This is a genomic window from Nonomuraea sp. LP-02 (assembly GCF_036289125.1).
Classification (GTDB): Bacteria; Actinomycetota; Actinomycetes; order Streptosporangiales; family Streptosporangiaceae; genus Nonomuraea; species Nonomuraea bangladeshensis.
The window spans coordinates 4855633-4881598 of sequence record NZ_JAXCLK010000001.1; the positions used below are offsets into that span (position 1 = coordinate 4855633).

Annotated in this window: 23 protein-coding genes; 12 read left to right on the forward strand and 11 right to left on the reverse strand. The window is 72.2% G+C overall.

What is annotated here, in order from left to right:
- Positions 1–2: 2 nt before the first annotated feature.
- Positions 3–1355 (reverse strand): ABC transporter substrate-binding protein, encoded by a 1353-nt coding sequence (locus SMD20_RS22515; RefSeq protein ID WP_329584223.1) that lies wholly within the window; start codon positions 1353–1355, stop codon positions 3–5.
- 93 nt (positions 1356–1448) lie between these two features.
- A complete protein-coding gene (locus SMD20_RS22520; RefSeq protein ID WP_329584225.1) occupies positions 1449–2438 on the reverse strand; it encodes a LacI family DNA-binding transcriptional regulator in 990 nt (329 codons plus the stop codon).
- Positions 2439–2676: 238 nt separating this feature from the next.
- Between SMD20_RS22520 and SMD20_RS22525 the strand changes: the two genes are divergently transcribed.
- Entirely contained in the window at positions 2677–5952 is a 3276-nt protein-coding gene (locus SMD20_RS22525) for a discoidin domain-containing protein (protein WP_329584227.1), read from the forward strand.
- A gap of 3 nt (positions 5953–5955) precedes the next feature.
- On the opposite strand, the gene SMD20_RS22530 is transcribed toward SMD20_RS22525, so the two are convergent.
- Positions 5956–6828 (reverse strand): sugar kinase, encoded by an 873-nt coding sequence (locus SMD20_RS22530; protein ID WP_329584229.1) that lies wholly within the window; start codon positions 6826–6828, stop codon positions 5956–5958.
- A gap of 191 nt (positions 6829–7019) precedes the next feature.
- On the opposite strand from SMD20_RS22530, the gene SMD20_RS22535 reads away from it, so the two are divergent.
- The 4 genes from SMD20_RS22535 (at position 7020) to SMD20_RS22550 (ending at position 9709) form a co-directional block, all read left to right on the forward strand.
- On the forward strand, positions 7020–7763 hold the full coding sequence (locus SMD20_RS22535) for a hypothetical protein (protein ID WP_329584231.1): 744 nt from the start codon (positions 7020–7022) through the stop codon (positions 7761–7763).
- Between the two features lie 148 nt (positions 7764–7911).
- Positions 7912–8658 carry a DUF4344 domain-containing metallopeptidase gene (locus tag SMD20_RS22540; protein WP_329584233.1) on the forward strand — a complete coding sequence of 249 codons (747 nt, stop codon included), beginning with the start codon at positions 7912–7914 and terminating at the stop codon, positions 8656–8658.
- A 31-nt stretch (positions 8659–8689) separates the two neighbouring features.
- Positions 8690–9397, forward strand: a complete 708-nt coding sequence (locus SMD20_RS22545; RefSeq protein ID WP_329584235.1) for a maleylpyruvate isomerase family mycothiol-dependent enzyme — start codon at positions 8690–8692, stop codon at positions 9395–9397.
- 36 nt (positions 9398–9433) lie between these two features.
- Entirely contained in the window at positions 9434–9709 is a 276-nt protein-coding gene (locus SMD20_RS22550) for a DUF6343 family protein (RefSeq protein WP_329584236.1), read from the forward strand.
- On the opposite strand, the gene SMD20_RS22555 is transcribed toward SMD20_RS22550, so the two are convergent.
- Together SMD20_RS22555 and SMD20_RS22560 are read right to left on the reverse strand one after the other, a co-directional pair.
- Positions 9680–9919 (reverse strand): DUF3040 domain-containing protein, encoded by a 240-nt coding sequence (locus SMD20_RS22555; RefSeq protein ID WP_329584238.1) that lies wholly within the window; start codon positions 9917–9919, stop codon positions 9680–9682. The two genes, SMD20_RS22550 and SMD20_RS22555, sit on opposite strands and share 30 nt — an antisense overlap.
- 86 nt (positions 9920–10005) lie before the next feature.
- Positions 10006–10251, reverse strand: coding sequence for a type B 50S ribosomal protein L31 (locus SMD20_RS22560; protein ID WP_329584240.1), 246 nt, complete (start codon positions 10249–10251; stop codon positions 10006–10008).
- 151 nt (positions 10252–10402) lie between these two features.
- Between SMD20_RS22560 and SMD20_RS22565 the strand changes: the two genes are divergently transcribed.
- From SMD20_RS22565 to SMD20_RS22575, 3 genes are all read left to right on the forward strand, one after another.
- Positions 10403–11602: an MFS transporter gene (locus SMD20_RS22565; protein WP_329584242.1), complete on the forward strand. Its 1200-nt coding sequence runs from the start codon at positions 10403–10405 to the stop codon at positions 11600–11602.
- A 106-nt stretch (positions 11603–11708) separates the two neighbouring features.
- A complete protein-coding gene (gene recQ / locus SMD20_RS22570; RefSeq protein WP_329584243.1) occupies positions 11709–13550 on the forward strand; it encodes a DNA helicase RecQ in 1842 nt (613 codons plus the stop codon).
- 750 nt (positions 13551–14300) lie between these two features.
- Positions 14301–15209 carry a helix-turn-helix domain-containing protein gene (locus SMD20_RS22575; RefSeq protein WP_329584245.1) on the forward strand — a complete coding sequence of 303 codons (909 nt, stop codon included), beginning with the start codon at positions 14301–14303 and terminating at the stop codon, positions 15207–15209.
- 289 nt (positions 15210–15498) lie between these two features.
- Here SMD20_RS22575 and SMD20_RS22580 read toward each other — a convergent pair whose 3' ends face one another.
- Complete coding sequence (locus tag SMD20_RS22580; RefSeq protein WP_329584246.1) at positions 15499–16143, reverse strand: TIGR03086 family metal-binding protein; 645 nt, start codon at positions 16141–16143, stop codon at positions 15499–15501.
- A 345-nt stretch (positions 16144–16488) separates the two neighbouring features.
- On the opposite strand from SMD20_RS22580, the gene SMD20_RS22585 reads away from it, so the two are divergent.
- Together SMD20_RS22585 and SMD20_RS22590 are read left to right on the forward strand one after the other, a co-directional pair.
- The gene (locus tag SMD20_RS22585) at positions 16489–16824 is read left to right on the forward strand and encodes a hypothetical protein (protein ID WP_329584248.1); all 336 of its coding nucleotides are present in this window, start codon (positions 16489–16491) and stop codon (positions 16822–16824) included.
- Positions 16825–17105: 281 nt separating this feature from the next.
- Positions 17106–17657, forward strand: coding sequence for a dihydrofolate reductase family protein (locus SMD20_RS22590; RefSeq protein WP_329584250.1), 552 nt, complete (start codon positions 17106–17108; stop codon positions 17655–17657).
- Positions 17658–17668: 11 nt separating this feature from the next.
- Here the strand turns inward: SMD20_RS22590 and SMD20_RS22595 are convergent, their stop codons facing one another.
- The gene (locus SMD20_RS22595) at positions 17669–18484 is read right to left on the reverse strand and encodes an alpha/beta hydrolase (RefSeq protein ID WP_329584252.1); all 816 of its coding nucleotides are present in this window, start codon (positions 18482–18484) and stop codon (positions 17669–17671) included.
- 83 nt (positions 18485–18567) lie between these two features.
- On the opposite strand from SMD20_RS22595, the gene SMD20_RS22600 reads away from it, so the two are divergent.
- Positions 18568–19209: an alpha-ketoglutarate-dependent dioxygenase AlkB family protein gene (locus SMD20_RS22600; protein ID WP_329584253.1), complete on the forward strand. Its 642-nt coding sequence runs from the start codon at positions 18568–18570 to the stop codon at positions 19207–19209.
- Here SMD20_RS22600 and SMD20_RS22605 read toward each other — a convergent pair.
- The 3 genes from SMD20_RS22605 to SMD20_RS22615 are packed head-to-tail and all read right to left on the reverse strand — an operon-like array spanning position 19193 to position 22195.
- Positions 19193–19891 carry a helix-turn-helix domain-containing protein gene (locus SMD20_RS22605; protein ID WP_329584255.1) on the reverse strand — a complete coding sequence of 233 codons (699 nt, stop codon included), beginning with the start codon at positions 19889–19891 and terminating at the stop codon, positions 19193–19195. The genes SMD20_RS22600 and SMD20_RS22605 overlap by 17 nt on opposite strands.
- A 9-nt stretch (positions 19892–19900) precedes the next feature.
- Positions 19901–20944, reverse strand: a complete 1044-nt coding sequence (locus tag SMD20_RS22610) for an alpha/beta hydrolase (RefSeq protein ID WP_329584257.1) — start codon at positions 20942–20944, stop codon at positions 19901–19903.
- Positions 20945–20974: 30 nt separating this feature from the next.
- Positions 20975–22195, reverse strand: a complete 1221-nt coding sequence (locus SMD20_RS22615) for an amidohydrolase family protein (RefSeq protein WP_329584259.1) — start codon at positions 22193–22195, stop codon at positions 20975–20977.
- Positions 22196–22301: 106 nt separating this feature from the next.
- Here SMD20_RS22615 and SMD20_RS22620 point away from each other — a divergent pair, with 106 nt between their 5' ends.
- Positions 22302–22760 (forward strand): SRPBCC family protein, encoded by a 459-nt coding sequence (locus SMD20_RS22620; protein WP_329584261.1) that lies wholly within the window; start codon positions 22302–22304, stop codon positions 22758–22760.
- A gap of 3 nt (positions 22761–22763) precedes the next feature.
- Here SMD20_RS22620 and SMD20_RS22625 read toward each other — a convergent pair whose 3' ends face one another.
- Complete coding sequence (locus SMD20_RS22625; protein WP_329584263.1) at positions 22764–25955, reverse strand: BTAD domain-containing putative transcriptional regulator; 3192 nt, start codon at positions 25953–25955, stop codon at positions 22764–22766.
- Positions 25956–25966: the final 11 nt, after the last annotated feature.

Genomic DNA, 25966 nt, shown 5'->3' on the forward strand with positions numbered 1-25966 from the left:
GGTCAGCCCTTGGCCGCCAGCATCGCGTTGGCCTTGGTCTCGGCGTCCGCCAGGAGCTCGTCCACGCTCGCGTCCTTGCGGCTCAGCACGCCGGACATCGGCACGTCGAGGATGGCGTACAGCTCCTGCGCGTGCGGGGGCTCGGCCTTCGGCGGGACGACCGCGGCGGCGTCCACGTACGTCTGGTAGTTCTCCACGGGCAGCGAGGCGTTCTTCACCCGCTCCTCCTGGAGGGCCTTGCCGGTGGGCGAGTCGCCGTAGACGGCGTTGTCGGGGACGCCGACCGGGTTGCCGATGGCCTTGCCGCGGGCGAAGTCGAAGCGGCCCTTGCCGACGGTGTTGAAGCGGAAGTCGATCCACTCCATGCCGGCCTTGGCCTGCTCGGGCGTGGCCTTCGGGTTGATCATGTACGCCTCGCCGCCGCTCAGCGACGCCTTGGCCTCGGGGAAGCCGGTGATGCCGTAGTCGTCGACCTTGCCCTTGAACTTGGTGACCACGTCGGTGACCACGTCGGGCGCGCCGAGCATCATGCCGACCTTGCCGCTGCCCATGGCCATCATGAGCGACTCCCAGCCGACCAGGAGCTTGCTTCCCATGCTGTTGTCGACCCAGCGCATGTCGTGCAGGGTCTGCAGCACGGCCTTGCCCTCGGGCGAGTTGAACGCGGCCTTCTTGCCGTCGTCGGTCAGGACGCTGCCGCCCCGGCCGTAGATGGCCTGGGTGAAGTGCCAGCCGCCGGTGTTGCCGCCGGAGTACTCGCCGTAGCCGACGTAGCCGGCGCCGAGGCCGGCGATCTTCTTGGCGGCCTCGCGCACCTCGGCCCAGGTCTTCGGCGGGGTGTTGGGGTCGAGGCCGGCCTTGGTGAACAGGGCGCGGTTGTAGACCAGGCCGACGCTGTAGTGCACGTTGGGGACGCCGTAGACCTTGCCGTCCTTGGTGAGCAGCTCGCGGTGGTCGGGGCGCAGGTCGTTCCAGTTCTTGACCGAGCCGGTGTACTGCGTGATGTCGAGGGCCTGGCCCTGGGCGATGACGTCGTCGTAGTTCGTCATGGGCACCACGAAGACGGTCTCCATCTGGCCGCCCGCCAGCTTGGGCCCGAAGGTCTTCGGGTCGAAGCACGGCTGCTGGTCCGTGCTCTTCACCGTCACGCCGGGGTGCGCCTTCATGAACGCGGCGACGTCCTCGTCCCAGGCCTTGCGGTCCTGGGGGGCGGTCTTGGCGGGCTGGCAGGCGACCGTGATCGACACGTTCGCCGCCCCGCCGGGGGCCGCGGGCTGCGGCGACTCGCCGGAGCCACAGGCGGTCGCCGAGAGGCCGAGCGCGGTTACGAGCAAGAGTCCGGTGGATCTCCGCATGGTCTGACCCTTCTGATGCGAGGTGCCCACACCATAGGATCAGCGACACATGGACGCAATATTTCGACGCTCTATTGCAAGATAACGACTGTGTTACGCAGGGCAGCGCGCCGTGGAGGCCCGTACCACCAGCTCGGGCTCGAACAGCAGCTCGTCGGCCGGGACCACCGCCTTGTCGATCTGCGCGACCAGCAGGTCCACGGCGGCCCGGCCCATCGCGTCGATCGGCTGGCGGACCGTGGTGAGCGGCGGCTCGGTGCAGTTCATGAGCGCGGAGTCGTCGAAGCCGATCACCGAGATGTCGCCGGGCACCGAGAGCCCGGCGCGGCGGGCCGCCCGTACGGTGCCGAGCGCCAGCAGGTCGCTCGCGCACACCACGCCGGTCACCCCGCGCCTGACCAGCCGGGCGGCGGCCGCGTGCCCGCCCTCCAGCGAGAACATCGTGTGCTCGACCAGCTCGGCGTCGCCGCCTGCCGCGAGGAACGTCTCCAGCTTGCGCCGCGAGGGCATGTGGTCCTTCGGCCCGAGCACCATGCCGACGCGCTCGTGGCCGAGCGCGCGCAGGTGGGCGACGGCCATCTCGGCCGCCACGGCGTCGTCGCAGGAGACCTGGGGGAAGTCGAGGTGCCCGACGGCCGCGTTGACCAGGACGGTCGGGAGCTTGCGCTCGTGCAGCAGCTCGTAGTGGCCGTGCGCGGCGTCGGCCTGGGCGTACAGGCCGCCGGCGAAGACCACGCCGCTGACCTGCTGCTGGAGCAGGAGATCGACGTAGTCGGCCTCCGAGACGCCGCCGACCGTGCGGGTGCACAGCACCGAGGTGAACCCCTGCTGGGCGAGCGCCCCGCCGACCACCTCCGCGAAGGCGGGGAAGATCGGGTTCTGCAGCTCGGGCAGCACCAGGCCGACCAGCCTGGCCCGGTCGCCGCGGAGCTGGGTGGGGCGTTCGTAGCCGAGCACGTCGAGAGCGGTCAGCACGGCCTCGCGGGTCGCGTCGGAGACCCCCGGCTTGCCGTTGAGCACGCGGCTGACGGTCGCCTCGCTCACCCCGACCTTCTTGGCCACCTCTGCGAGTCGTCGTGTCATGCGCAAACTATACGGCCTGTAGCGCAAGCGCTTGCAAGGACTTACGTGGATCGGACGACACCGCTTGCAGCGTGCCCGTACGGATTTCTCGCCTCTCACCAGGTGTTGACCAGCTCCGACGGCCGATCCGCGCCGACTTCAGTCAGTCATTCGTTTGCGAAATACAGTCGAAATATTGCGGACATCTGCTCGACATCCTATGGTTCGGCCAACTAGCCTCCGCCGAAGGGCCACCCCCATGAGAGCTGTCCTAGCCGCCCTTTCGTTAGCCATCGGACTCCTCGCCGCCCCCGCCGCCGCACAGGCCGCGGCCGACACCAATCTCGCCGCCGGCAAGGCCGCCACCGCGAGCAGCTTCACCGACGTCTACCCGGCCGCCAACGTGACCGACGGGAACCAGGCCACCTACTGGGAGTCGGCCAACAACGCCTTCCCGCAGTGGATCCAGGTGGACCTCGGCACCAGCGCGAGCGTCAACCGGCTGGTGCTCAAGCTGCCGTCCGGCTGGCCGAGCCGTACGCAGACGCTGACCGTCCAGGGCAGCGCGACCGGTTCCTCCCCGTTCACCACGATCGCCGCCTCGGCCACCTACACCTTCAACCCGACGGCCACCATCACCTTCCCCGCGACCACCACGCGGTACGTGCGCCTCCAGATCACCGGCAACACCGGCTGGCCCGCCGGCCAGCTCTCGGAGTTCGAGGTCTGGGGCACCGCCGACGACGGCCCGCCGCCGCCCGGGACGAACCTGGCGCTCGGCAAGCCGATCACCGAGTCCTCGCACACGCACACGTACGTCGCCGCCAACGCCAACGACGGGAACTTGGGGACGTACTGGGAGAGCGCCGCCTACCCGGGACAGCTCACCGTCCAGCTCGGGGCCAACGCCGACCTCACCTCGATCACCGTCAAGCTCGACCCGGGCCAGGCGTGGGGCCGGCGCACGCAGACGTTCCAGGTCCTCGGCCGCGAGCAGAGCGCCACCTCCTTCACCGGCCTGGTCGCCTCGGCGACGTACACCTTCGACCCGGCGACGGGCAACTCGGTGACCATCCCGGTGACCGGCAAGGCGGCCGACGTCCGGCTGCAGTTCACCGCCAACTCGGGCGCGCCCGGCGGGCAGGTCGCCGAGTTCCAGGTGTTCGGCACGCCGTCGGCCAACCCCGACCTCACCGTGGCGAACCTGACCTCCAGCCCCGCCTCGCCGGTCGAGACCGACGCGGTCACGCTGTCGGCCACGGTCAGGAACGCGGGCACCGCCGGCTCCGCCGCCACCTCCGTGAACTTCTACGCGGGCACCGCCAAGGTCGGCACCGCCGCCGTGGGCGCGCTGGCCGCGGGGGCGTCGGCGACCGTGTCGGCGAACATCGGGGCTCGGGACGCGGGGACGTACCAGCTGTCCGCCAAGGTGGACGAGGACAACAAAGTCACCGAGCTCAACGAGGCCAACAACACCACCACCGGCACGCTCACCGTGCGGCCGGTCGACACCGCCGACCTGGTCGCCGCGCCCGTCGCCTGGACGCCGGGCAACCCGGCCGCGGGCGGCACGGTGACGTTCAGCGTGGCGATCAGGAACCAGGGCACGGTCGCCTCCAGCTCGGCCGCGCACGGCGTCACGCTCACCGTCGTCGACGCCGGCGGCACGGTCGTGCGCACCCTGACCGGCTCGGCGAGCGGCGCGATCGCGGCCGGCGCGACCACCGCGCCGATCACCCTCGGCACCTGGACCGCGGCCAACGGCAGGTACACCGTCAAGACCGTGCTCGCCGACGACGCCAACGAGCTGCCGGTCAAGCGCGCCAACAACACCAGCGAGCTGCCGCTGTTCGTGGGCCGCGGCGCGAACATGCCCTACGACACCTACGAGGCCGAGGACGCCGTGCTCGGCGGCGGCGCGGCCAGGGTCGGCCCGAGCAGGGACGTCGGCACGATCGCCGGCGAGGCGTCGGGCCGCCGCGCGGTCACGCTCAACCAGACCGGCGCCTACGTCGAGTTCACCACCCGCGCCGACACCAACACCCTCGTCACCCGCTTCTCGATCCCCGACGCCCCGGGCGGCGGCGGCATCGACTCGACGCTCAACGTCTACGTCAACGGCACGCTGCTCAAGGCGATCCCGCTGACCTCCCGCCACGCCTGGCTGTACGGCGCGGAGCACCAGCCCACCAACAGCCCCGGCTCCGGCCCGCCCCGGCACATCTACGACGAGGCGAACCTGATGCTCGGCACCACCGTCCCGAAGGGCAGCAAGATCCGCCTGCAGAAGGACGCCGCCAACACCAGCACGTACGCCATCGACTTCATCGACCTCGAACAGGCGACCGCGGTCGCCAACCCCGACCCGGCCAAGTACGCCGTCCCCGCCGGCTTCACCCACCAGGACGTCCAGAACGCCCTGGACAAGGCCCGCATGGACAGCAGCCTGACCGGCGTCTACCTGCCCGCGGGCGACTACCAGACCGGCTCGAAGTTCCAGGTCTACGGCAAGGCGATCAAGATCGTCGGCGCGGGCCCGTGGTTCACCCGCTTCCGCCCGCCCGCCGGCCAGGAGAACACCGACATCGGCTTCCGCGCCGACGCCACAGCCAACGGAACGACGTTCCAGGGCTTCGCCTACTTCGGCAACTACACGGCCCGCATCGACGGCCCCGGCAAGGTCTTCGACTTCTCGAACGTGGCCAACATCACGATCGACAACATCTGGGTCGAGCACCAGGTCTGCATGTACTGGGGCACCAACACCGACGACATGACGCTGAAGAACTCCCGGATCAGGAACACCTTCGCCGACGGGCTCAACTTCACCAACGGCAGCACCGGCAACCACGTCACCAACATCGAGACCCGCGCCACGGGCGACGACAGCTTCGCGCTGTTCTCGGCCACCGACAACAACCCCGGCGAGCAGCACGGCAACGTCTTCGAGAACCTCAGCTCGCTGCTCACCTGGCGGGCCGCGGGCGTGGCCGTCTACGGCGGCTACGACAACACCTTCAGGAACATCTACGTGGCCGACACGCTCGTCTACTCGGGCGTGACGATCAGCTCGCTCGACTTCGGCTACCCGATGCACGGCTTCGGCGCGAGCCCGCCCACCGTGTTCGACAACATCTCGCTGGTCAGGGCGGGCGGCCACTTCTGGGGACAGCAGACGTTCCCGGCGCTGTGGGTGTTCTCCTCCTCCAAGGTGTTCCAGGGCATCAGGGTCAGCAACCTGGACATCGTGGACCCGACCTACAGCGGGATCATGTTCCAGACCGGCTACTCCAGTCCGACGACGCCGCTCAACCCGGTGAAGGACACGACCTTCACCAACGTCTCGATCAGCGGCGCCCAGAAGAGCGGCGACGCCTTCGACGCCAAGTCCGGCTTCGGGATCTGGGTGAACGAGCTGCCCGAGCCCGGTCAGGGCCCGGCGGTCGGGTCGGCCACGTTCACCGGCCTCCGCTTCAGCGGCAACGCGCAGAACATCAGGAACACGACCTCGACGTTCACCCTGACGATCAACTGACCGTCACAGCTCGGCCCTGGTGGGCAACCCCTGCCAGTCGCTGACGCCCGTCACCGCGGCGGCGCTCAACAGCGCCCCGCGGTACAGGCGTTCCTGCGGGGTGAGCCCGTCCAGTGCGGCGCTGATGTAGCCGGCCGCGAACGCCTCCCCCGCGCCCGACGGGTCCACCACCGGCACCTGCCAGCCCTGGACGTCGTAGCGCATCCGGTCGGCGCGCACGGTGGCGCCCTTCGCGCCGCGGTTCACGACGACCTCGCGCTCCGGGGTGAGGGCTGGCTTGACCAGGTCGAGCTCGTCCTGACGGAGGAAGAGCAGGTGGGAGGCGCAGGCCAGCTCGCTCAGCACCTCCTCGGCCTCGCGGACCGACGGCCACAGCTCCGGGACGTACTCGACGGCGAAGGAGATCACCACGTCGGCGTTGCGCGCGGCGTTGACGGCGGCGCGCACCGCGTCCTGGGCGTCGATGCCGAGCGCGGCCGTCAGGCCGGTGACGTGCAGCATCTTGGCCGCGCCCACCCGGTCGATGGGGACGTTGCCCGGCGACAGGCGCGAGCCGGCCGACCCGGTGCGGTAGTGCGCCGTGCGCGGCTCGCGGCCCACGCGGCTCTCCCTGAGCAGCAGGCCCGTCGGCAGCCCCTCCGACACCCGCATGTCCGTCACGTCCACGCCCTCGCCGCGCAGCACGGTCAGCACCCGCGCGCCGAGCTCGTCGCCGCCTACTTTGCCCAGGTAGGCGCACCCGTGCCCGAGCCTGGCCAGCGCCACGGCCAGCGTGAGCTCCGGCCCGCAGACGTCGAGCCTGGCCTCCCCGTCGTGGCGGACCCGGCCGCTGGTGACCACGCCGAGAGGCTCGCCGAGCGTGTAGACGTCCGTCATGGGACAGACTGTAGTAGGTCAAGCAGCCCGAAAAAGAATTTGGGTCACATAAGCGCTGGTTAAAGCCGTGATCAAAAATTTCTCGTAACTTAAGCGAACCTTTTCCCCATTTGGTGCCTCACAGTAGTAGAGGGAGTCCGGCCACCCCGGGCCGGCTCTGAAGCGATACGGGGAGAGGAATCAGCACCCTCATGAGAAAGATCGCACTGGGTTTCGTCTCCGCCCTCGTGGGCGGGGCCATGCTCGTCACGGGGGCGGGGGCCGCCTCCGCCAGCACCGCCACCAAGGCGGACACCCGCCTGTTCATCCGCAGCATCACGCCCAACCCGGTCGTGGTGAAGAAGGGTGAGGAGAGCACCGCATTCATCCACGTCCGGGCCGGCTCGGACGTCAAGAAGGTCGAAGTGACCGTGGCTCCGGTGGACGGCGTCAACACGCTGCGCGCCAAGGACGTCAAGCCGCTGGAGAGCTGGCGCTTCTCGGTCGGCTTCACCGACGGTGACGCCTTCGGCAAGTGGAAGGCCACGGCCGTGGCGTTCGACGGCGCCGGCAAGGAAGTCGCGAAGGACGACGCGTACTTCGCGGTCGAGCTCGCCAAGACCAAGGCCGACACGCGCGTCTCGCGTTTCGAGGCCGAGCCGTACAAGGTCCGCAAGGGCAAGTCGATCTACTTCTCCGGTCGGCTCCAGGCCGATGACCACCGGTGGAAGGGCGTCCGCGGCGAGAAGGTGAACATCTTCTACCGCGCCAACGGCCACAGCGCCTGGAAGTGGGTCACTTCCACCACGACGAAGTGGGACGGCAAGTTCTTCGCCAAGACCAAGGCGTACAAGAGCGGCTGGTTCCGCGCTTCGTTCGCCGGGAACGACGAGCTCAACAGCTCGACGAGCCGCGCCGACTACGTGCGCGTCTACGGTTCCTGGTGGCGTCGCTGAGCAGCACCAATCCTGAGGCCCGGTCCCCTCGCGGGGGCCGGGCTTCCGGCTTTTCACGAGGCTTTACCTGGGCAGGGGTTTAGCGATCAGCTGATCGCCGCATGGTAGGTCGCACCGCCGTGACCTCCCTACGGAAGGAGCCCCCCGCATGCCGCTTCCCCTCGCCGCCCTGGCCCTGAGCATGGTGAGCGCGCTGGGAGCGGCCCCCACGCCGTCCCCTCCGGCCGCCTCGCCTCCCGACGTGCGGTTCGAGCCCGCCGGCTCCGAGCGCGCGGAGCAGGCCCGCCGGCTGCTCAAGGAGAGCGGCGCGCTGCGTACGAAGATCAGGCTGCCGCGGGCTGTCGAGGTCGTCGCCCGCGACTGCGACGGGCGCTCCGCCCCCTGGGACGCCCGCGAGAGCCGCATCACGATCTGCTACTCCCTGGTCGACCGGCTGGAGAGCACCTTGACCGGCATCTCCGAGACCGAGGAGGCCGACGCCCGCACCACCGGCCGCCGCATCGAGGCCGCGCTGACCGCGTTCTTCCACCACGAGCTCGGCCACGCTCTCGACGACGCCTCCGGCACGCCTGACGGCCCGCCGGACGCCCTGCCGGACACAGCGGACCAGGCCGACCGGCTCGCCGCGCTCACGCTGACCGCCGACCGGCCGGAGCAGGCGATCGCCGCCGCTGAGGCCCGCCACCTGCTCGCCGCCGGGCACACCGGCCTCGGCCACCTGGCCGGTGAGGAGGAGTCGGCCACGTTCGCCTGCCTGCTCTACGGCGCCGACCCGGCGCGGAACGCCGCCATCGCCAAGGGCGGCTGGGTGCCCGCCGACCGGGCGCCCTCGTGCGCCGCCGAATACCAGCAGGCCAAATCGGCCGCCGGGCCCCTGATCATCAAGGCTCCGTGAAAGGCGGGACATCACGGGTAGCGTCCGGAGTATGGCTGAGGACGACCCGCTGCGTGACTTCGACCCGTTCGACATCTTCGACGCCGAGGCGGCCAGGCTGGACCGGTTCTTCGCCGGGCTGGACGACAGCGGCTGGCTGCGGCCGTCCCACTGCGCGGGCTGGACGGTCCGCGACGTGCTGGCGCACCTGGCGGGCGAGGAGATGTACAACCACGCGGTCCTCGACGGGACCGTTCCGGAGCTGATGAGCCGGATGTCCGCCGAGGGCATCAGCGGCTACGAGGACTTCAACGAGTGGTGCGTACGGCAGCGCCGCGACCTGCCGGTCGCCGACGTGCTGCGGGAGTGGCGCGAGGAGAACGGCGACACCCGGCGGCGCATGCGCGAGCTGGGCCGGGACGCCGTGCTGGAGACGATGGCCGGGCCCTATCCCAACGGGCGCCAGGCCTTCCACTACGACTCCGAGTACGCGACCCACGCCGACGACGTCGAGGCTCCGGTCGCGGCGGACGAGGAGGACGACCGGACGTTGTGGCGGATCGCGGTCGGCCGCTTCGCGCTGGCGGAGAGCGACTCGAAGGTGCAGGTCGAGCAGACGGCCGATGAGATCTGGGTGGCGCTGGACGGGGTGACGGCGGCGCTGCCCTACCCGGAGTTCGTGGCGGCGACGGTGGGCCGGCTGCCCGCCTCCCACGGGCTCGACCCACGGCTGACCAGCGCCCTGAGATGCCTGGCCTGACCGCCTGGAAGCTCTCACGCTGGAGAGGAGACGATCATGTGGCTACGTGACCGTACGGGCACGGAGCCCACGACCGCGCGCAGCCCGCTGCGGGCGCGACGGGCCCTGTCGATGGTGGCGCTGGTGCTCGCCGTCGCCGCGGCGGTGTTCTTCGCGATCCGCGCCATGAGCACGGGCGAGGAGGTCTGGCGCTGGGAGGCGGGCATCGCGGCGGTCGTGGCGGTCATTGCCGCCGTCGACCTGCTGGTGATCCGGCACCATCGCTCAGGCGGGCGGCCCCGCTCAGGTGGCCAGGACCGCTACGAGCAGTAACACGATCACCAGCGCGGCCGCCGCAACGATCACCCATCCGTGGGTCAGCGCCCACAGGCGCGCGCGATCCCCGTAGGGCCGCCCCGGCAGGCCGCCGACCGCCTCGATCCTGTTGATGGCCGCGACGCGCCGGGCCAGCTCGGGATCCTCTCGCTCCAGGGCCTGCTCTATCTGGGCGAGTATGCGGCGTTCCCTTCCAGAGAGACCCATTCGCTCCACCACTGCTGCTCTCACGCCGGTGGAGAACTTTTACCCGCCGCTGGTTCCGGCATGCCCGCCTCTTGGGCGGGCCTTGATCACTTCTTGCCGTAACGCTGGTTGAACCGCTCGACGCGGCCGGCGGAGTCGATGACCCGGCCGCGACCGGTGTAGAAGGGGTGGCTGGCGGACGAGACGTCCACGTCGACGACCGGGTAGGTCCGGCCGTCCTCCCACTCGATCGTCGCCGCGCTCGTACGGGTCGAGCGGGTGAGGAAGGCGAAGCCCACGCTGGGGTCGCGGAAGACGACGGGACGGTAGTCGGGGTGCAGGTTCTTTCGCATGTCCCGCTCAACCGAATGGCAACGGTTTTCATTCCCTGGCTTCGGGGTCGAGCCCGAGCACCGTACGCCCGCCCGATGCCGCGCCCGCCGCCGGTCACCATGTAAGAGGGAGTCATGCTGCGACGCCACCCACCGGGTTAGGCTCTATCAGGTGATCGAGGATCTTCCTCCGGGTGCGCGGGCCCGCATGGTGGCTGCGCTCGCGATCACCCAGACCGCCGGCTACGGCGTGCTCTACTACGCGTTCTCGGTGTTCATCCCGCCGATGGCGCGCGACCTGCACGCCGGGGTCACCGCGCTGACCGGGGCGATCACGCTGTCCGTCCTGGTCTCGGGGGTGGCGGCGCCCGCCGTCGGACGCCTGCTGGACCGGCGCGGCGGGCGCGGCCTGATGACGGCCGGGTCGCTGCTCGGCGCGGCGGCGGTGCTGGCCTGGTCACAGGTGCGCTCCGTGGCCGAGCTCTACGCGGTGTGCGCCGTGCTGGGCCTCGCGTCGGCGGCGGTGCTGTATGAGGCCGCGTTCGCGGTGATCGTCGCCTGGTTCGATCCGGCGCGGCGAGCACGGGCGCTGCTCACGGTCACCGTGGTCGCCGGGTTCGCCTCCAGTGTCTTCCTGCCGCTGACCGGGTTCCTGGTGGACCGGTACGGCTGGCGGCAGGCCCTGATGGTGCTCGCCGCCGGTTATGCCCTGACCGCCGTGCCGCTGCACGCCCTCACGGTGCGCGACCGGCCGGGGCCGTCGCGCGCGGACCGGGGCGCGATCGTCGGCGACGCGCTGCGGGAGCGGCCGTTCTGGCTGCTCGCGGCCGGGTTCCTCGCCCAGACCGGGGCGGTGTCGGTCATGGGGGTGCTGCTGGTGACGTACCTGATCGCGCTCGGGCATCCGCCGGTGTTCGCGGCGAGCGTGGCGGGGCTGCTCGGGGTGCTGTCGGTCACCGGCCGGCTGGTCACCACGGGGCTGCAGGCCCGCTGGCGGGTGGCGCTGATCACGGCGGCGATGTTCGGGCTGCAGGGGCTCGCGGCGGTGCTGCTGCCGCTGGCCGGGCGCAGCACCGGCGGGGCCGTGGCGGCGGTGGTGCTGTTCGGGCTGGGGTTCGGGGTGGCCACGATCGCGCGGCCCGCGCTCATCGCCGACCGGTACGGCACGGCCGCGTTCGCGTCGCTGAGCGGCGCTCTGGCGCTGCCCATCACGGTGGCCAAGGCGCTCGCGCCGCTGGCGGCGGCCGGGATCGCGGAGGTCGCCGGGTTCCCGGCGGTCATGGGGGCGGTGGCGGCGGCCTGCGCGACCGGAGCGCTGGCGCTCGTGGCCTACGATCGGCAAGGGACCGTCGGCGGCGCCCCGGCCCCCTGACGACCACACGCGAGTGGTCGCGCGCCGGGGGTTCCGCGCCGGGGGCTCCTGCTCGCCCTCGGCGAACTTCACTCACCGTCCGCCCGCGAACACGTAAGGTAGCCGCATGGATACCCCCTCCGAGGTTCTGCACCGCGTGTTCGGCTACGACTCGTTCCGGCCGGGGCAGCAGGAGATCATCGACCAGGTCGTGGGCGGCGGCGACGCGCTCGTCCTCATGCCCACCGGGGGCGGCAAGTCGCTCTGCTACCAGATCCCGGCTCTGGTGCGTCCCGGTGTCGGGGTGGTCATCTCGCCGCTCATCGCGCTGATGCAGGACCAGGTCGATGCGCTGCGCGCGCTCGGCGTGCGGGCCGGTTTCCTCAACTCCACGCAGGACTTCGACGAGCGCCAGCTCGTCGAGGCCGAGTTCCTGGCCGGCGAGCTCGACCTGCTCTACCTCGCCCCCGAGCGGCTGCGGGTGGATGCCACGGTGCGGCTGCTGGCCAAGGGCGACATCTCGGTGTTCGCGATCGACGAGGCCCACTGCGTGGCGCAGTGGGGCCACGACTTCCGCCCCGACTACCTCGCCCTGTCGGAGCTGCGCGAGCGCTGGCCGGAGGTGCCGCGCATCGCGCTCACGGCCACCGCGACCCCCGCCACGCACGCCGAGATCTCCACCCGGCTCGGCCTCGACCAGGCCCGCCACTTCGTGGCCGGCTTCGACCGGCCCAACATCCACTACCGGATCACGCCGAAGGCCGAGCCGAAGAAGCAACTGCTGGAGTTCCTGCGCACCGAGCATCCCGGCGACTCCGGCATCGTCTACTGCCTGTCGCGCTCCTCGGTGGAGAAGATCGCCGAGTTCCTGGTCGAGCACGGCATCGCGGCGGTGCCCTACCACGCGGGGCTCGACGCCCGCACCCGCGCCGCCCACCAGGCCCGCTTCCTGCGCGAGGACGGGCTCATCGTGGTCGCCACCATCGCCTTCGGCATGGGCATCGACAAGCCCGACGTGCGCTTCGTGGCCCACCTCGACCTGCCCAAGTCGGTGGAGGGCTACTACCAGGAGACCGGGCGCGCGGGCCGCGACGGGCTGCCGGCGACCGCCTGGATGGCCTACGGCCTGCAGGACGTCATCCAGCACCGCCGCCTCGCCATGGAGGGCGACGACGCCCACCGCCGCCGCCAGGTGATGCACCTCGACGCCATGCTGGCGCTGTGCGAGACCGCCGGCTGCCGCCGCGTGATGCTGCTCGACTACTTCGGCCAGCAGGGGGCCGAGCCGTGCGGCAACTGCGACACCTGCCAGTCGCCGCCCGAGACCTGGGACGGCACGGTCGCCGCCCAGAAGGTGCTGTCCGCCGTGTTCCGGCTGGCCAAGGAGCGGCGGCAGAAGTTCGGCGTGGGCCAGATCGTCGACATCCTGCTCGGCAAGACCACCGCCAAGGTGCTGCAGCACGGCCACGACTCGCTCTCCGTCTTCGGGGTCGGCACCGAGCTGGGCAACCAGGAGTGGCACAGCGTGGTGCGGCAACTGCTGGCGCAGGGCCTGCTGGCGGTCGAGTCCGACTACGGGGCGCTGGTGCTCACCGACGCCAGCGCCGAGGTGCTGCGCGGCAAGCGCGAGGTCCTGCTGCGCCGCGACACCCTCCGCCCGGCCCGCACACGCGGCACCTCCGGCAGCGGCTCCGGCTCGGGGTCGGGGTCGGGGAAGTCGCGGCAGGCGGTCGAGCTGCCCGCCGAGGCGGCCCCGCTCTTCGAACGCCTCCGCGCCTGGCGCGCCACGGTGGCCAAGGAGCAGGGCGTTCCCGCCTACGTCATCTTCCACGACGCCACGCTCCGCGAGATCGCCACCCTCCGCCCCGCCACATCGGCCGAGCTGAGCACGGTCAACGGCGTCGGCGAGAACAAACTGGCGAAATACGGCGACCAGGTCCTGGAGGTCCTGACCACCGACCCCGCGTAACCACCGCCACCCGGGGAGGTGACGGACCCCACCAGCACACGGATGCCGACGCCATGGCCCAGCGCAGGGTGTGATGAGCGGCCCAGGGTGTGGTGGGCCCGGCCCAGGATGCCGTGAGCTGGCGCAGGGTGCGGTGAGCCCGGCGCAGAGTGCCATGGGCCCGGCGCAAGGTACCGTGAGCCCGGCCCAGGGTGTCCCAGGGTGCGGTGGACCCGGCCCAGGATGCCGTGAGCTCGGCCCAGGGCGCCCGTGGATCCCACCCAGGATGCCATGCACCCGGCCCAGGACGCCGTGAGCCCGGCCCAGGGTGGCGTTGGTCGGGCGGCGGCCTCTGCTGGCACAGACATGCGAGTCCTCCGGAAACGGCGGGCTCGCCGCCCAGCACGAGCGGCTGGGCTTTCCTGAGGCTCTTGACTCGCGCGGCGAGCCTTGGGTGGCAGTGCGAAGTTCGTCAGGGAACGGCAGCGCACACTGCCTCCGCTAGAGCGGGCCTCCACGCTCGTGGCCAGGGCCGCGTGGGTTCTGGCCGCGTGGGTTCTGGCCGCGTGGGTTCGGGCCGCGTGGGTTCGGGCCGCGTGGGTTCGGGCCGAACATGTGAAGCTCGATGCCGAAGCAGGTGCCTAGGCCGGCGGGTGCCGAGGCGAGCAGATGCCAACGCGGACGTTGCGCGGTGCGGCCATGGCGCTTCTGCGCGACGGCTTCCGGCAAATCGCTTGAGGTTCCACCGGGTGGAAGGTGCAGATTCAAGCCATGGACGACGTGACGGGTTTCTACACGATCGGGCAGTTGGCCCGGCGTACGGGGTTGCGGGCGCGCACGATCCGTTTCTGGTCCGACAGCGGCGTCGTACCGCCGGTCCAGAGGTCGGAGGGCGGATACCGGCTCTATGACGTGGAGGCGGTCGCGCGGCTGGACCTGGTCCGGACGCTTCGCGATCTCGGGCTCGGCCTCGACGCCATCCAGCAGGTGCTGGAGAGGCGCGCCACGCTGAGCGAAGTGGCGGAACTCCATGTCAAAGCGCTTGACGCCGAGATCCGCACCCTGAAGATCCGCCGGTCCGTCCTGCGTGTTCTCACCGACCGAGACAGCTCTACCAAGGAGATCGCATTGATCAACGCACTGGCTCGGCTCTCTGCGCGGGAACGCCGGCAGATCATCGACGACTTCGTCGACCACGTGTTCGCCGACATCGTCGATGAGGACGCGGCGCTCGTTGGGGGATGGATGCGGGACCTGCCGGCCGATCTCCCGGAGGACCCGACCCCCGAACAGGTCAGCGCGTGGGTGGAGCTGGCCGAGCTGGTCGGTGACGACGGCTTCCGGCAGACGGTCCGGCGGATGGTCCTCAGCGGCGAGGGCGACAACCGCCTGGAGTACGGTCTCGACCTTCGGCCCCTGGTCCTGGAGCACGCGGGCGGCGCTCTGTCGCGCGGACTCGCGCCGGAGGCGGACGAGGCGAGCCCGATCCTGAGGCGGATCGTCCCCGACGACCTGCCCGCGCAGGAGGTCGCCGCGCTGATCGCCTGGCTGGAGATGGTCGCCGAGCCCCGGGTTGAGCGGTACTGGCAGCTTTTGAGCCTCGTCAGAGGTCAGGAACCATCCCCGCCGGCTGTCCCGGCCTTCCGATGGGTGCTGGCCGCGCTGCGCGTGCACCGATGATCCCAGAAAGGGGTCCGGTGCCGCGGAAGAGCGGGAGTGGTGGCGACGGCCGCACGAAGAACGGTCGTCGCCACCACGTTGGTCGGCCTGGATCCGGCGCTTGCGTGCCCCCCGCCGCCGCCGGACCGGCCGGACGTGTTTTGGCCCCGAACGATGGGTGTGTGCCCGCTTACGATCTTCTCATCCGATTGCCCGGTCAGGTGCCGGTTTCGCGGGATCGCCTATGAGGTCGCCTGTCTTGTCGTACAGGGTGATCGTACGGTGTCGGCGCGCGGCTCGCGGGACCGGGTCAGGTGGAGTGGCCGTTCGGGTAGGGTCGCCGACCGGCGGCGGCCGGGTCGCGTCCCAGGTAGGCCAGGAGGCGGTCGTCGGCGGGCGCGTCCACGGGTACGGGGAGCGGCGCGGCGAACCGGTGCGGCCGGTCGGCGGGCGTCACGAACAGGTGCGCCAGGTCCAGCAGTTCGTCCGCCAGCAGGGGCGGGATGGGGCGGGGCTCGCCGCACGCGGTGGCGATGTCCCAGCCGTGTACGGCGATCTCGATCGCGCCCACGGCGGCCACCATGGGGCTGGTCAGATGGCGGTCGCCGATCGAGACCAGTTCGCCGGTGAGCGTGGCCGCCCAGGTGCCGAGGAGTTCGGTGGCGTCGTCCCGTACGAGGAGGGCCGGGTTGCCGTGGCGATTGAGCCGCCGGGCGGTGCGCAGGTGGTCGAGCGCCTTCGTGCCGAGGGTGACGGTGCCGGTGGCGGCCTCGTTCAGGGCGCGGAGGGAGTCGGTGACGTGGGCCAGCAGCCGCTCCATGGTCCAGCCGGCGCAGGGGGTCGCGCGGCAGAGCATGGGCGGGGTCACGATGCGCAGACTGCCGAGCGTGTAGTCGATCGCCCGTTCCAGCAGGGCCACGCCCGCTGTCAGGACCCGTTCTCGTTCACCGTTCATGGATCGCCTCCTCGGATGTGCTGACGGGAGGGGCGGCCGGAAGTCATCGGTGTGGATCTCGGAACCTTTCGTCGGTGGACGGTGTAAGGGGGGTGAGGAGGACGATCGATGAGGTGGATGGTGGTGCCGCTCGTGGCGGTGCTTGCGGTGGCGGTTGGTTGTGGCGCCGGTGGCGGTACGGCACCCGTGGCTGCGGGGGCTCCGGGGACGGGTGCTCCGGGGGCGGGCACGCCGCAGACTGGTGGCACGCCGCCGACCGGCGCTGCGGGTACACCCGGTGCCACCGGGGCCGTGAGCCCCGTTCCGGTGGTGACCGTTGACGGGGCCGGGTGTCACGAGACGGCGGTGTCGCAAGGGGATGGCTTTCCCGAGGTGCGGGGCACGGGTGAGGGGGTGGAGTTGTGGGGGCTGCTGTTCGGGGAGGTGCCGGTGCGGCGCGGCGTGGAGGTCAAGATCGTGTGGCGGATGACCGGGGAGGGCCCGCTGCGCAAGGTCGAGGCGATGCTCCCGGACGGCGCTCGCGCCCGGCTCGCCTGGGGCCCCGAGGAGCACGGTGGGTCGAACTGGCAGCGTCCCGGACAGGAGTGGGGCACGGGATTCGTCTTTCCCGAGCGCGGCTGCTGGAAGGTCGAGCTGACCCGCGACCGTGGCAAGGGGCACGTCTGGCTGCGGGTCCGCTGACGACTCCAGGCCGACGACTCCAGGCTGACGACTGAAGGCCCACGTCGCGAGGCCGACGTCGCAGAGCTTGGCGTCACACGGCGGACGTTGCGAGGCCCACGTCCGAGAGCCTGGCGTCACACGTCGCACAGCCTGGACATCGCACGGCGGGCGCGCCTCGGCTCCGCCGCCGCAAACGGACCCCAGGAAGGCGGAGCCTGAAGGTGGTCGGAAGGAGATCGTAAGGTCGGTCCGGCAGGGTGGTGTCAATCGATGAACGGCATTGAAGGGAAACACATCTCATGCGCAAACTGCTGCTCCAGGTTCAGGTCAGCGCCGACGCCTACATGGCCAGCCCGAACGGCGAACTGGACTGGCTGACCTACCCCTGGACCGACGACCTCGGCGACCACATCAACGCGCTCACCGCGAACGTGGACACCATCGTCCTCGGCCGCAGGCTCGCCGAGGGCTTCATCCCGGCGTGGGCCGCCGGTCCGCCCGGTGAGGACCAGAAGTCGATCGACTGGATGAACCAGACCCCCAAGGTCGTGATCTCCCGCACGCTCACGGAGTCACCGTGGGAGAACGCGACCATCGCCGGCGGCGACCTGGCCGAGACGATCAAGGGGCTGAAGGCCAGGCCGGGCGGCGACCTCATCGTGTACGGCGGCGGGACCCTGGTCGCGAGCCTGGCCGAAGCCGACCTCATCGACGAGTACCACCTGTTCGTCAACCCGACCGCGATCGGCAGCGGGATGCCGGTCTTCCCCGGGCGCCGGCAGCTGCGTCTGGCCTCGGCCCGGCCGTTCGGCTGCGGCATCACGGCGATGCACTACGAGCCCGTGAGGTAGGGGGCCCGGCATCACCCCTGCGGTGACAGTGCGCGGTCGAGGAAGGCGATGACGTCGTCCAGCACCTCGTCCTGGTTGGTCTCGTTGAAGACCTCGTGCCGCGCGCCGGGGTAGATCCGCTCGGTGAGGTCCGTGCCGCGTACGGCCTCGATGCCCGCCCGGCTCGGCCCGAGCGGCACGAGCTGGTCGTCCTCGCCGTGCACCCACAGCGTGGGCAGGGCGCCGAACGTGCCGCCCTTGGCGATGGCGGCCAGCGTGGCGGCGAACGCCTCCAGCGTGGCCCGCTTGAACGGCCCGTGCCAGACGAGCGGGTCGGCCGCGTACGCGGCGCCCACGGCCGGGTGGCGGGAGAGCGTGGCCGGGTCGATGGGGATGTCGGGCAGTTCGTCGAGGGCGAGCAGGGCGGGCACCGCCTCCCATTCCCCGATCACCGGCCCGGACAGGACGAGCGCGGCCAGGCCGGCGCCGTGGAGCTGGGCGTACCGGGCGGCGATCATGCCGCCCATCGAGTGGCCGATCGCCACGACGGGGACGCCGGGGTGCGCGGCCCGCGCCTGCTCCTCGACGGTGTGGACGTCGGCGACGACGTCCTCGAAGTCCTCGATGAGCACCCGCTCGCCCTCCGACCTGCCGTGCCCGGCGTGGTCGACGCCGTAGACGGCGGCCCCGTGGCGGACCAGCCGGTCGGCGACGTGCTCGTAGCGGCCTATGTGCTCGCCGTACCCGTGGACCAGCAGGACGAGGTAACGGGGGTCGTCGTGCGGCCATTCGCGGACGGTGCGGGCGCCGTGCACGCCGGCGAAGACGTGCTCACGGGACTCGGCCATGCTTCACACTCCTCGGGTTCGAGCTGCGGCGAGCGTACGTCGGCCGCTCCCGCCCTCACAACCGCGTCGTAGGCTGGGTGACGATGATCCCGCTGCCGATGAGGGAGATCGCGCCGGGCGCGGTCCACGTTCCTGGCTGGTTGTCGATGGACGAGCAGCGCCACCTCGTCCGCGCCTGCCGCGCGTGGGCCACGGGGCCGGTGCCGATGCGGCACACCCGGCTGCCCGGGGGCGGCGTGATGTCGGTCCAGACGGTGTGCGTGGGCTGGCACTGGCAGCCCTACCGCTACACGCGCCTGGCCCACGACGTCAACGGCCGCAAGGTCGCCGACTTCCCCGGCTGGCTCGCCGACCTGGGCCGCCGCGCGGTCGCCGAGGCGTACGGGCGCCCGGCCGACGACTACGCCCCCGACACGGCCCTGGTCAACTTCTACGACGCCGACGCCCGGATGGGCATGCACCAGGACAAGGACGAGAAGTCGCCCGCCCCGGTGGTCTCGCTGAGCATCGGCGACACGTGCCGGTTCAGGTTCGGCAACACCGAGACGCGCGGCAGGCCGTACACGGACGTGGAGCTGGCCTCGGGCGACCTGTTCGTGTTCGGCGGGCCGTCGCGGCTCGCCTACCACGGCGTGCTGAAGATCCTTCCCGGCACCGGCGATCCGGCCACCGGTCTCGCCGCCGGCCGGCTCAACCTCACGCTGCGCGTCACCGGCCTCCGGTGACGTAGTCGAAGTCGTCGTCGGAGAGGGTGCGCCGCAGCGTCCGCAGCACCTTGTTCGCGTCGTCGCCCGGCTGCTCCAGGTAGAACGGTTTGCCGTCGCGGCCGAACGTGATCGCCGAGCCGCCCTCCCACTTGCCGAGCGCGTCGGCGACCGGCCCGAAGTCCTCGTGCGGCTCGAACCCGAGCGTGCGGGCGTGGTCGACCGAGCCCAGCACCAGGTGCCTGGCCAGCTCGTACGGCGCCTCCTGCCAGCCCGCGTACTCGCCGAAGAAGTACTCGCGGAAGCGCGCCAGCTCCCGGTCGTCCATGATCTGCGGGCCGATGGCGTTGCGCACGCCGAGGCAGAACACGTCGGCGAGGTAGCCGGAGACCTCCATGCGGTCCCAGGAGTGGCGGCGGGCGACGAGCACGCACACCATGCCGTCGGCGCCTGACTCCGGCGCCTCGTCGCTCCAGCCGAGCGCGGGGTCGATGCCGAGGCCGGCGCTCCAGCCGACGTTGATCCAGCATCCGACCACGTCACCGCCGCCGGTGGTGGTCCCCGTGGCGGTCTCCGCGGCGATCTCCCTCACCAGCGGCGCCACGACGGACGGCGGCACCTTGAGCGCGCGGGCGATCTCCTTGGGAGAACGGCCCTGAGCACGGAGTTCGCGTACCTGGTCCTTCAATTCCGCTTTGTCCACGCGGGCAGCCTAGCCGTTCCCCTCCGACAGCCGCCGCGCGAGCCAGGCGAGGGCGAGCGGATAGCGGTACTCGATGCCGCCGTGCCCCGCGTCGAACAGCTCGAAGTGGACCCGCTCGTCCGGCACGCCCGCCGCCGCCACCGCCCGGCGGAACGCGACCGCCGCGAAGTCCAGGAAGTACTCGTCCCGGGACCCGGCGTCCACCCAGATGCCCCGCATCGAGCGCAGCGCCTCGGCGTAGCGGGGCTCACCCGCCATGACCACCGGATCGCGCGCCAGCCAGCGCCGCCACACCTCCGGCACCGGCGCCCCGGTGTCGTCGAACGGCAGCCGCACCGTGCCGTCCTCGTCGGCCGAGTACGCCGCCGCGTAGGCGTACATCTCCAGCAGCTCCAGATCGCCCTCCCGCGTCCCGGCCAGCCGGGAGCGGAAGTCGGCGAGGAAGGCGTCGTAGGAGCCGCCGTACATGTCGCGCAGCCGCCGCGCCAGCCCCGGGAACGCGTGCCGCATGCTGACCTCGAACAACGCGTCCCCGGCGTGGGTGGCCAGCGCGCCGAAGACGTGCGGGGCGAGCATGGCGGTCACCATGGCGCCGTAGCCGCCGCTGGACTTCCCGGTGACCGCCCGGTGGTCGCGGCCGGGGAGGGTGCGGTAGTGGGCGTCCACCCAGGGGACGACCTCCTCGCACAGGTACGAGTGGTAGCGGCCGGTCGCGGGTGAGTCGAGGTACTGGCTGCCGCCGAGCGCGGTCCAGGCGTCGACGTACACGACGATCGCGGGCGGCGCCTCCCCCGCGGCGAACATGGCGTCGGCCAGCTCAGGGAACGGCCGGCGGAACGGCGCCCTGTTGAGCCACATGGCGACGTGGCCGGTGTAGCCGAGCAGCACGTACAGGGAGGGGTAGCGGCGCTCGGGCTCGTCGTCGTAGCCCGGCGGCACGTACACCAGCAGCGGCCGCTCGTGCGGGTCGCCCAGCGGGTTGCCGCGCAGCAGGGTGCTGTCGATCACGCGGTGGTCGAGACGGCCGGCCAGCTCGGCGGACCAGGGCAGCATGCAAGCTCCTTCAACGTACGAGACGAAGGTTCAGAGGGAGGAGGTGACCGTGTCCACGCAGGTCTGCGTGACGGCCCGTCCCGCGACCAGGACGAGCACGAGCTCGCGCAGGTCGGAGATGCGGCGGAGCGGGTCGCCGCGCACCGCGATGAGGTCGGCCCGTTTGCCGGTCTCGACGGTCCCGGTCACCGCGCCGACCCCGCAGGCGTCGGCGGCCCGCGCGGTGGCCAGCTCGATCACCTCGGCGTTGCCGAACCCGGCCCCCGCGAACACCTCCAGCCCCGCCACGTAGCCGTCGGTGCGGTTGCCGACGCCCGCGGCGGCGAAGCCGGAGTCGGTGCCGGCGATGAGGCGCACCCCGGCGTCCCGCAGGGCGACGATCCCGTGCAGCCAGTCGTCGAGCATCTCGGGGCCGAGCGTGTCGCGCAGCCGCCAGTAGACGCCGTGCAGGGTGGGGCACACGTACGTGCCGCTCTCCGCGACCAGGTCGGCCAGCTCCGGGTCGTAGCGGTGGCCTGAGGGGGTGAAGAACGAGCAGTGCTCGATCGTGGCCACCCCCGCCTCGACCGCGCTGCGGATGGCCGCGTGCGCGTGGGCGTGCGCGGCGACGCCCTTGCCGCGCGCGCCGGCCTCCTCCACGACTGCGCGGATCTCCTCGGTGGAGTACTGCTGGACCCAGCTCGGCGCCGCGCTCGGCGTCATCTGGCCGCCGGAGGCCATGATCTTGAGGCAGTCGGCGCCGGCCCGCAGGTTCTCCCTGGCCACGCGGCGGATGGCGGGCAGGTCGTCGGCCTCGCCGCCCATGTACCAGCAGTGGCCGCCGGTGGGCGTGATCGGCCGGGTCGCGGCGATCAGGTGGGGGCCGACGGCCAGCCCTTCCTCGATCGCGTCGCGCAGGGCCAGGTCGAGGAAGCCGCGCGCGCCGAGGTCGCGGGCGGTGGTGACGCCCGCGGAGACGAGTTTGCGGGCGTTCTCGGCCATGCGCAGCAGCAGGTGGCGGTCGCTCTCGGGGCTCTGCCTGGTCACCGGGTCGACCTTGTCGTCGAAGCCCAGGTGCACGTGCGCGTCGATGAGCCCCGGCAGCAGGGTGCAGCCGGGCAGGTCGACGACCTCGTCCGCGTCGCCCGGCTCGCCGGCGCCGCCGCGCGGTCCCGCGTAGGCGATCACGGCGCCGTCCACGGCCACCTCGCCGTTCGGGATCACCTCTCCGGGGCGGCCGGTGAGCACCTGCGCGGCGCGAAGGATGCGCATGCACCAAGGGTGCCACAACGGGTCTTAAGGGCACAGGAAGGCGTTCGTAAGGGCGGCGCGCGACCGTGAAGGTGTTCCAACCGCGAGCCTGTCCCAGGAGGAACCGATGTCGCAGACCGCCGAATACACCATCACCCGCCGCTTCGCCGCCCCGCGCCACCGCGTCTGGGCCGCCTGGACCGACCCGGAGCGCTTCTCGCGGTGGTTCGGGCCGCGCGGGATGGCCACGCCGCTCGGCCGGATCACCCTCGACGCCGTGCCCGGCGGGGTCTGGCGGGCCACGCTGGTCGGCGAGGAGGGGTTCGAGGTGACGCTGGACGGCCGCTACCGCGAGGTGCGCGCCCCCGGCCGGCTGGTGTTCACGACCGGCGACCCTGACGCGCCCGGCGACGGCCCGGCGTCGGTGGTGACCATCGACTTCGCCGCGACCGGCGACCGCACCGAGATGCGCTTCCACCAGTACGGCGTCAACACCGACCCCGAGCACGCCGAGCAGGCGAAGGAGGGCTGGATCGAGTTCTTCGACCGCCTCGCCGAGCACGTCGAGCACGCCCCGCAGGGGTGAGCGTCACAGCACGTCCTGGACCTCGTCGAGCTTGCGGGCCGCGCCCTCGGCGTACGCGGCCGCGTACGCCTCCGCGCCGATGCCGTCGCGCACCCGTGCCGCGATGCGGTCGAACTCCTCCTGCTCCGCCGGCCCGGCGGGCAGGTTGAGCCGCTCCCTGGAGGCCGCCGCCAGCCCCAGCAGCCGCGCCGCCCGCCTGCTCGCCCCGCAGGCGGAGGCCGCGCCGATCACGGCCCACGTCAGCGTCCGCGGGTCGCCGATCCTGCGGGCCGCGACGATGGCCTCCTCCTGCAGGGCCAGGGCGGCGGCCTGGTCGCCGCGCGCCTCGTGTACGTGGCCCAGCTCGGTGAGCACGTCGGCCACATGCACGGCCGGCTCGACGTCGGGATCGCGCGGCACGCCCTCCAGGAGCCTGAGCAGGTGCCGCTCGGCCAGGTCGAGCCGGCCGGCGCGGCGGGCGGCGAAGGCGAGGCCCATCTCGCCCATGCTCTCGCCCTCCCGGTAGCCCTGGTCGGCGGCCATCTTCCTGGCGCGCTCGCACAGCTCCATGGCGCGTTCGTACGCGCCGCTCTCCAGGGCGACCCAGCCGAGCCAGGCGGTGTGGGTGGCGACCTCCGGCCACAGGCCGAGGTCCTCGGCCATCCGCAGGCCCTCGCCGAAGAGCCGGTTCGCGCGCTCGGTGTCGCGGCTCATCTCGGCGGCCGAGGCCAGCCACTCCGTGGCCCGCAGCAGGCCCCAGCGGTCGCCCAGCGCGGTGAAGATCTGCACGCTCTCGCCGGCGCAGCGCTCGAGCGCCTCGTGGTCGCGCCGGGTGAAGGCGTCCCTGGCCTGGCAGGCGAGGGCCGCCGCCTCGCCCCAACGGTCGCCGACGGCGCGGAAGGCGGCCAGCGCCCGCTCGTTGAGCTCCTGGCCGGTCGGCACGTCCCTGACGTGCATGCCGATGAACAGCTCGGCCCTCGCCCGCTGTCCGGGATCGGCGACGGCGGCGAGCACCGGTCGCCAGGCGACCTGCTCGCCCAGCATCATGGCGAACCCGGCGTGCCAGGCGGCCGCCCGCGCCCGTTCCGGGGAGTCCGGGCCGGGCACCGACAGGGCGGCGGCCAGCGAGCGCCGGCCCTCGGCCAGCCGGCCGCGCAGGAACCAGTACCAGGCCAGGGCGTTCACCAGCCGCGCCGTGCTCGCGGCGTCCCCGGTGCCGACGGCGGCGTCCAGGGCGGCGCGCAGGTTGGCGGCCTCGGCGTCGAGGCGCAGCAGCCGGTCGCGCTGCTCGTGGCCGTACAGGCCGGGCTCGCACTCCTCGGCGAGCGCCAGGTAGTGGCGCAGGTGGGCGCGGCGGACGGCGTCGAGCTCGTCCGCCTCCCCCAGCCTGGCCAGGCAGTACGCCGCCACCGACTCCAGCAGCCGGTAGCGCACCCCGGCCGGGGAGCCGGCGACGACCACGAGCGAGCGGTCCACCAGCCGGGGCAGCAGGTCGAACACGTCCAGCGTGGGGTCACCGTCGGCCGACACGGCCTCGGCGGCCTCCAGGGTGCAGCCCTCGGCGTGCACCGCCAGGCGGCGCAGCACCCGCCGCTCCTCCTCGGAGAGCAGGTCCCAGCTCCAGTCGATGACCGCGGTCAGCGTCTGCTGGCGGGCCGGCGCGCCGCGCGGCCCGGAGGCGAGCAGCCGGAACCGGTCGTCCAGCCGGGACGCCACCCCGTGCACGCCCAGCGCGCGCACCCGGGTCGCGGCCAGCTCCAGCGCCAGCGGGATGCCGTCGAGGCGGCGGCAGAGCTGCGCGACCGCCTGGGCGTTGCCCGCGTCCAGAGCGAAGCCGCGCGCGGAGGCGGCGGCGCGGGTCACGAACAGCCGGACCGCGTCCGAGCGGGCCATCGCGGCGAGGTCCGTGCTCGCGGGCACCTCCAGCGGGGGGACGCTCCACAGCACCTCGCCGGCCACGGACAGGGGCTCCCTGCTGGTGGCGAGGACCCGCAGGTCGGGGCAGGCGCGCAGGAGCAGTTCGGTCAGCTCGGCGACCTCCGCCACGACGTGCTCGCAGTTGTCGAGGACGAGCAGGGCGTGGCGGTGCCGCAGCGCCTCGGCGAGCTGCCCGGCCACGTCGGCGGAGTCGGCGTCCTCCCGGATGTCCAGCGCGGCCATGACGGCCTCGGCGGGCGTCCGCGGCCCCGCCGCACCGCCCGCCGGGGTCGCGTCCCGGCCCGCATGGACCAGGCCGGTCCGTACGGCCTGGTCCAGCTCGACCAGCCAGGCGCCGTCGGTGAAGCCGTCGAGGAGCCGGTCGGCGGCGGCCAGCGCCAGCCGGGTCTTGCCGACCCCGCCGCTGCCGGTGAGCGTGACCAGCCGCTCCTCCCCGACCAGGCCGCACACCTCGGTCAGTGCCTCGTCGCGGCCGATCAGTCTGCTGACGGCGGCGGGCAGGTTCGTCAGCGGGCGTCCGACCGGGAGGCTGAGCGCCGGGTCCTGGCCGAGTATCGCCTGGTGCAGCGCCACGAGCTCGGGCCCGGGGTCGAGGCCGAGCTCGTCGGCCAGCCGCTCGCGCAGCTCGGCGTAGCCGGCGAGGGCCTCGCTCTGGCGGCCCGCCCGGTACAGCGCCCGCATGTGCACCGCCCGCAGCCGCTCCCTGAGCGGATGGCGGGTCACGAGGTCGCCGAGCTCGCCCACCAGCAGCGCGTGCTCGCCCAGCTCCAGCCGGGCCTCGGCGTGCTGCTCCAGCGCCGACAGCCGCTGCTCCTCCAGGCGCAGGATCGCGGCGCGGGTGTACTCCTCGTCGGCGAAGTCCGCGTACGCCGGACCGCGCCACAGCGCCAGCGCCTCCCCCAGCAGCCCGGCTTTGGTCCGCGGGCTGCCCGCGGCCTCGGCCCGCGCCAGCAGCTCCGCGAACCGCCCGGCGTCCACCGACCCGGCGTCGGGCCGCAGCAGGTAGCCGGGGGCGCGCGAGACCACCAGGTTCTTGCCGCCCGCCTCGGCGTCCTCCAGCGCCTTGCGGAGCTGGGACACCCGGACCTGGAGCGCGGCGGGCGGGTTGCCTGGCGGCTCCTCGCCCCACAGGTCGTCGACCAGCCGGTCCGCCGAGACCGGGTGGCCCTCGTGGACGAGCAGGTCCACGAGCAGCGCCCGCACCTTGAGGCCGGGGATCGTCACGGCCTCGCCGGCGTCGGTCCACACGGCCAGCGGCCCCAGCACTCCGAAACGCATGTTCGATAGCT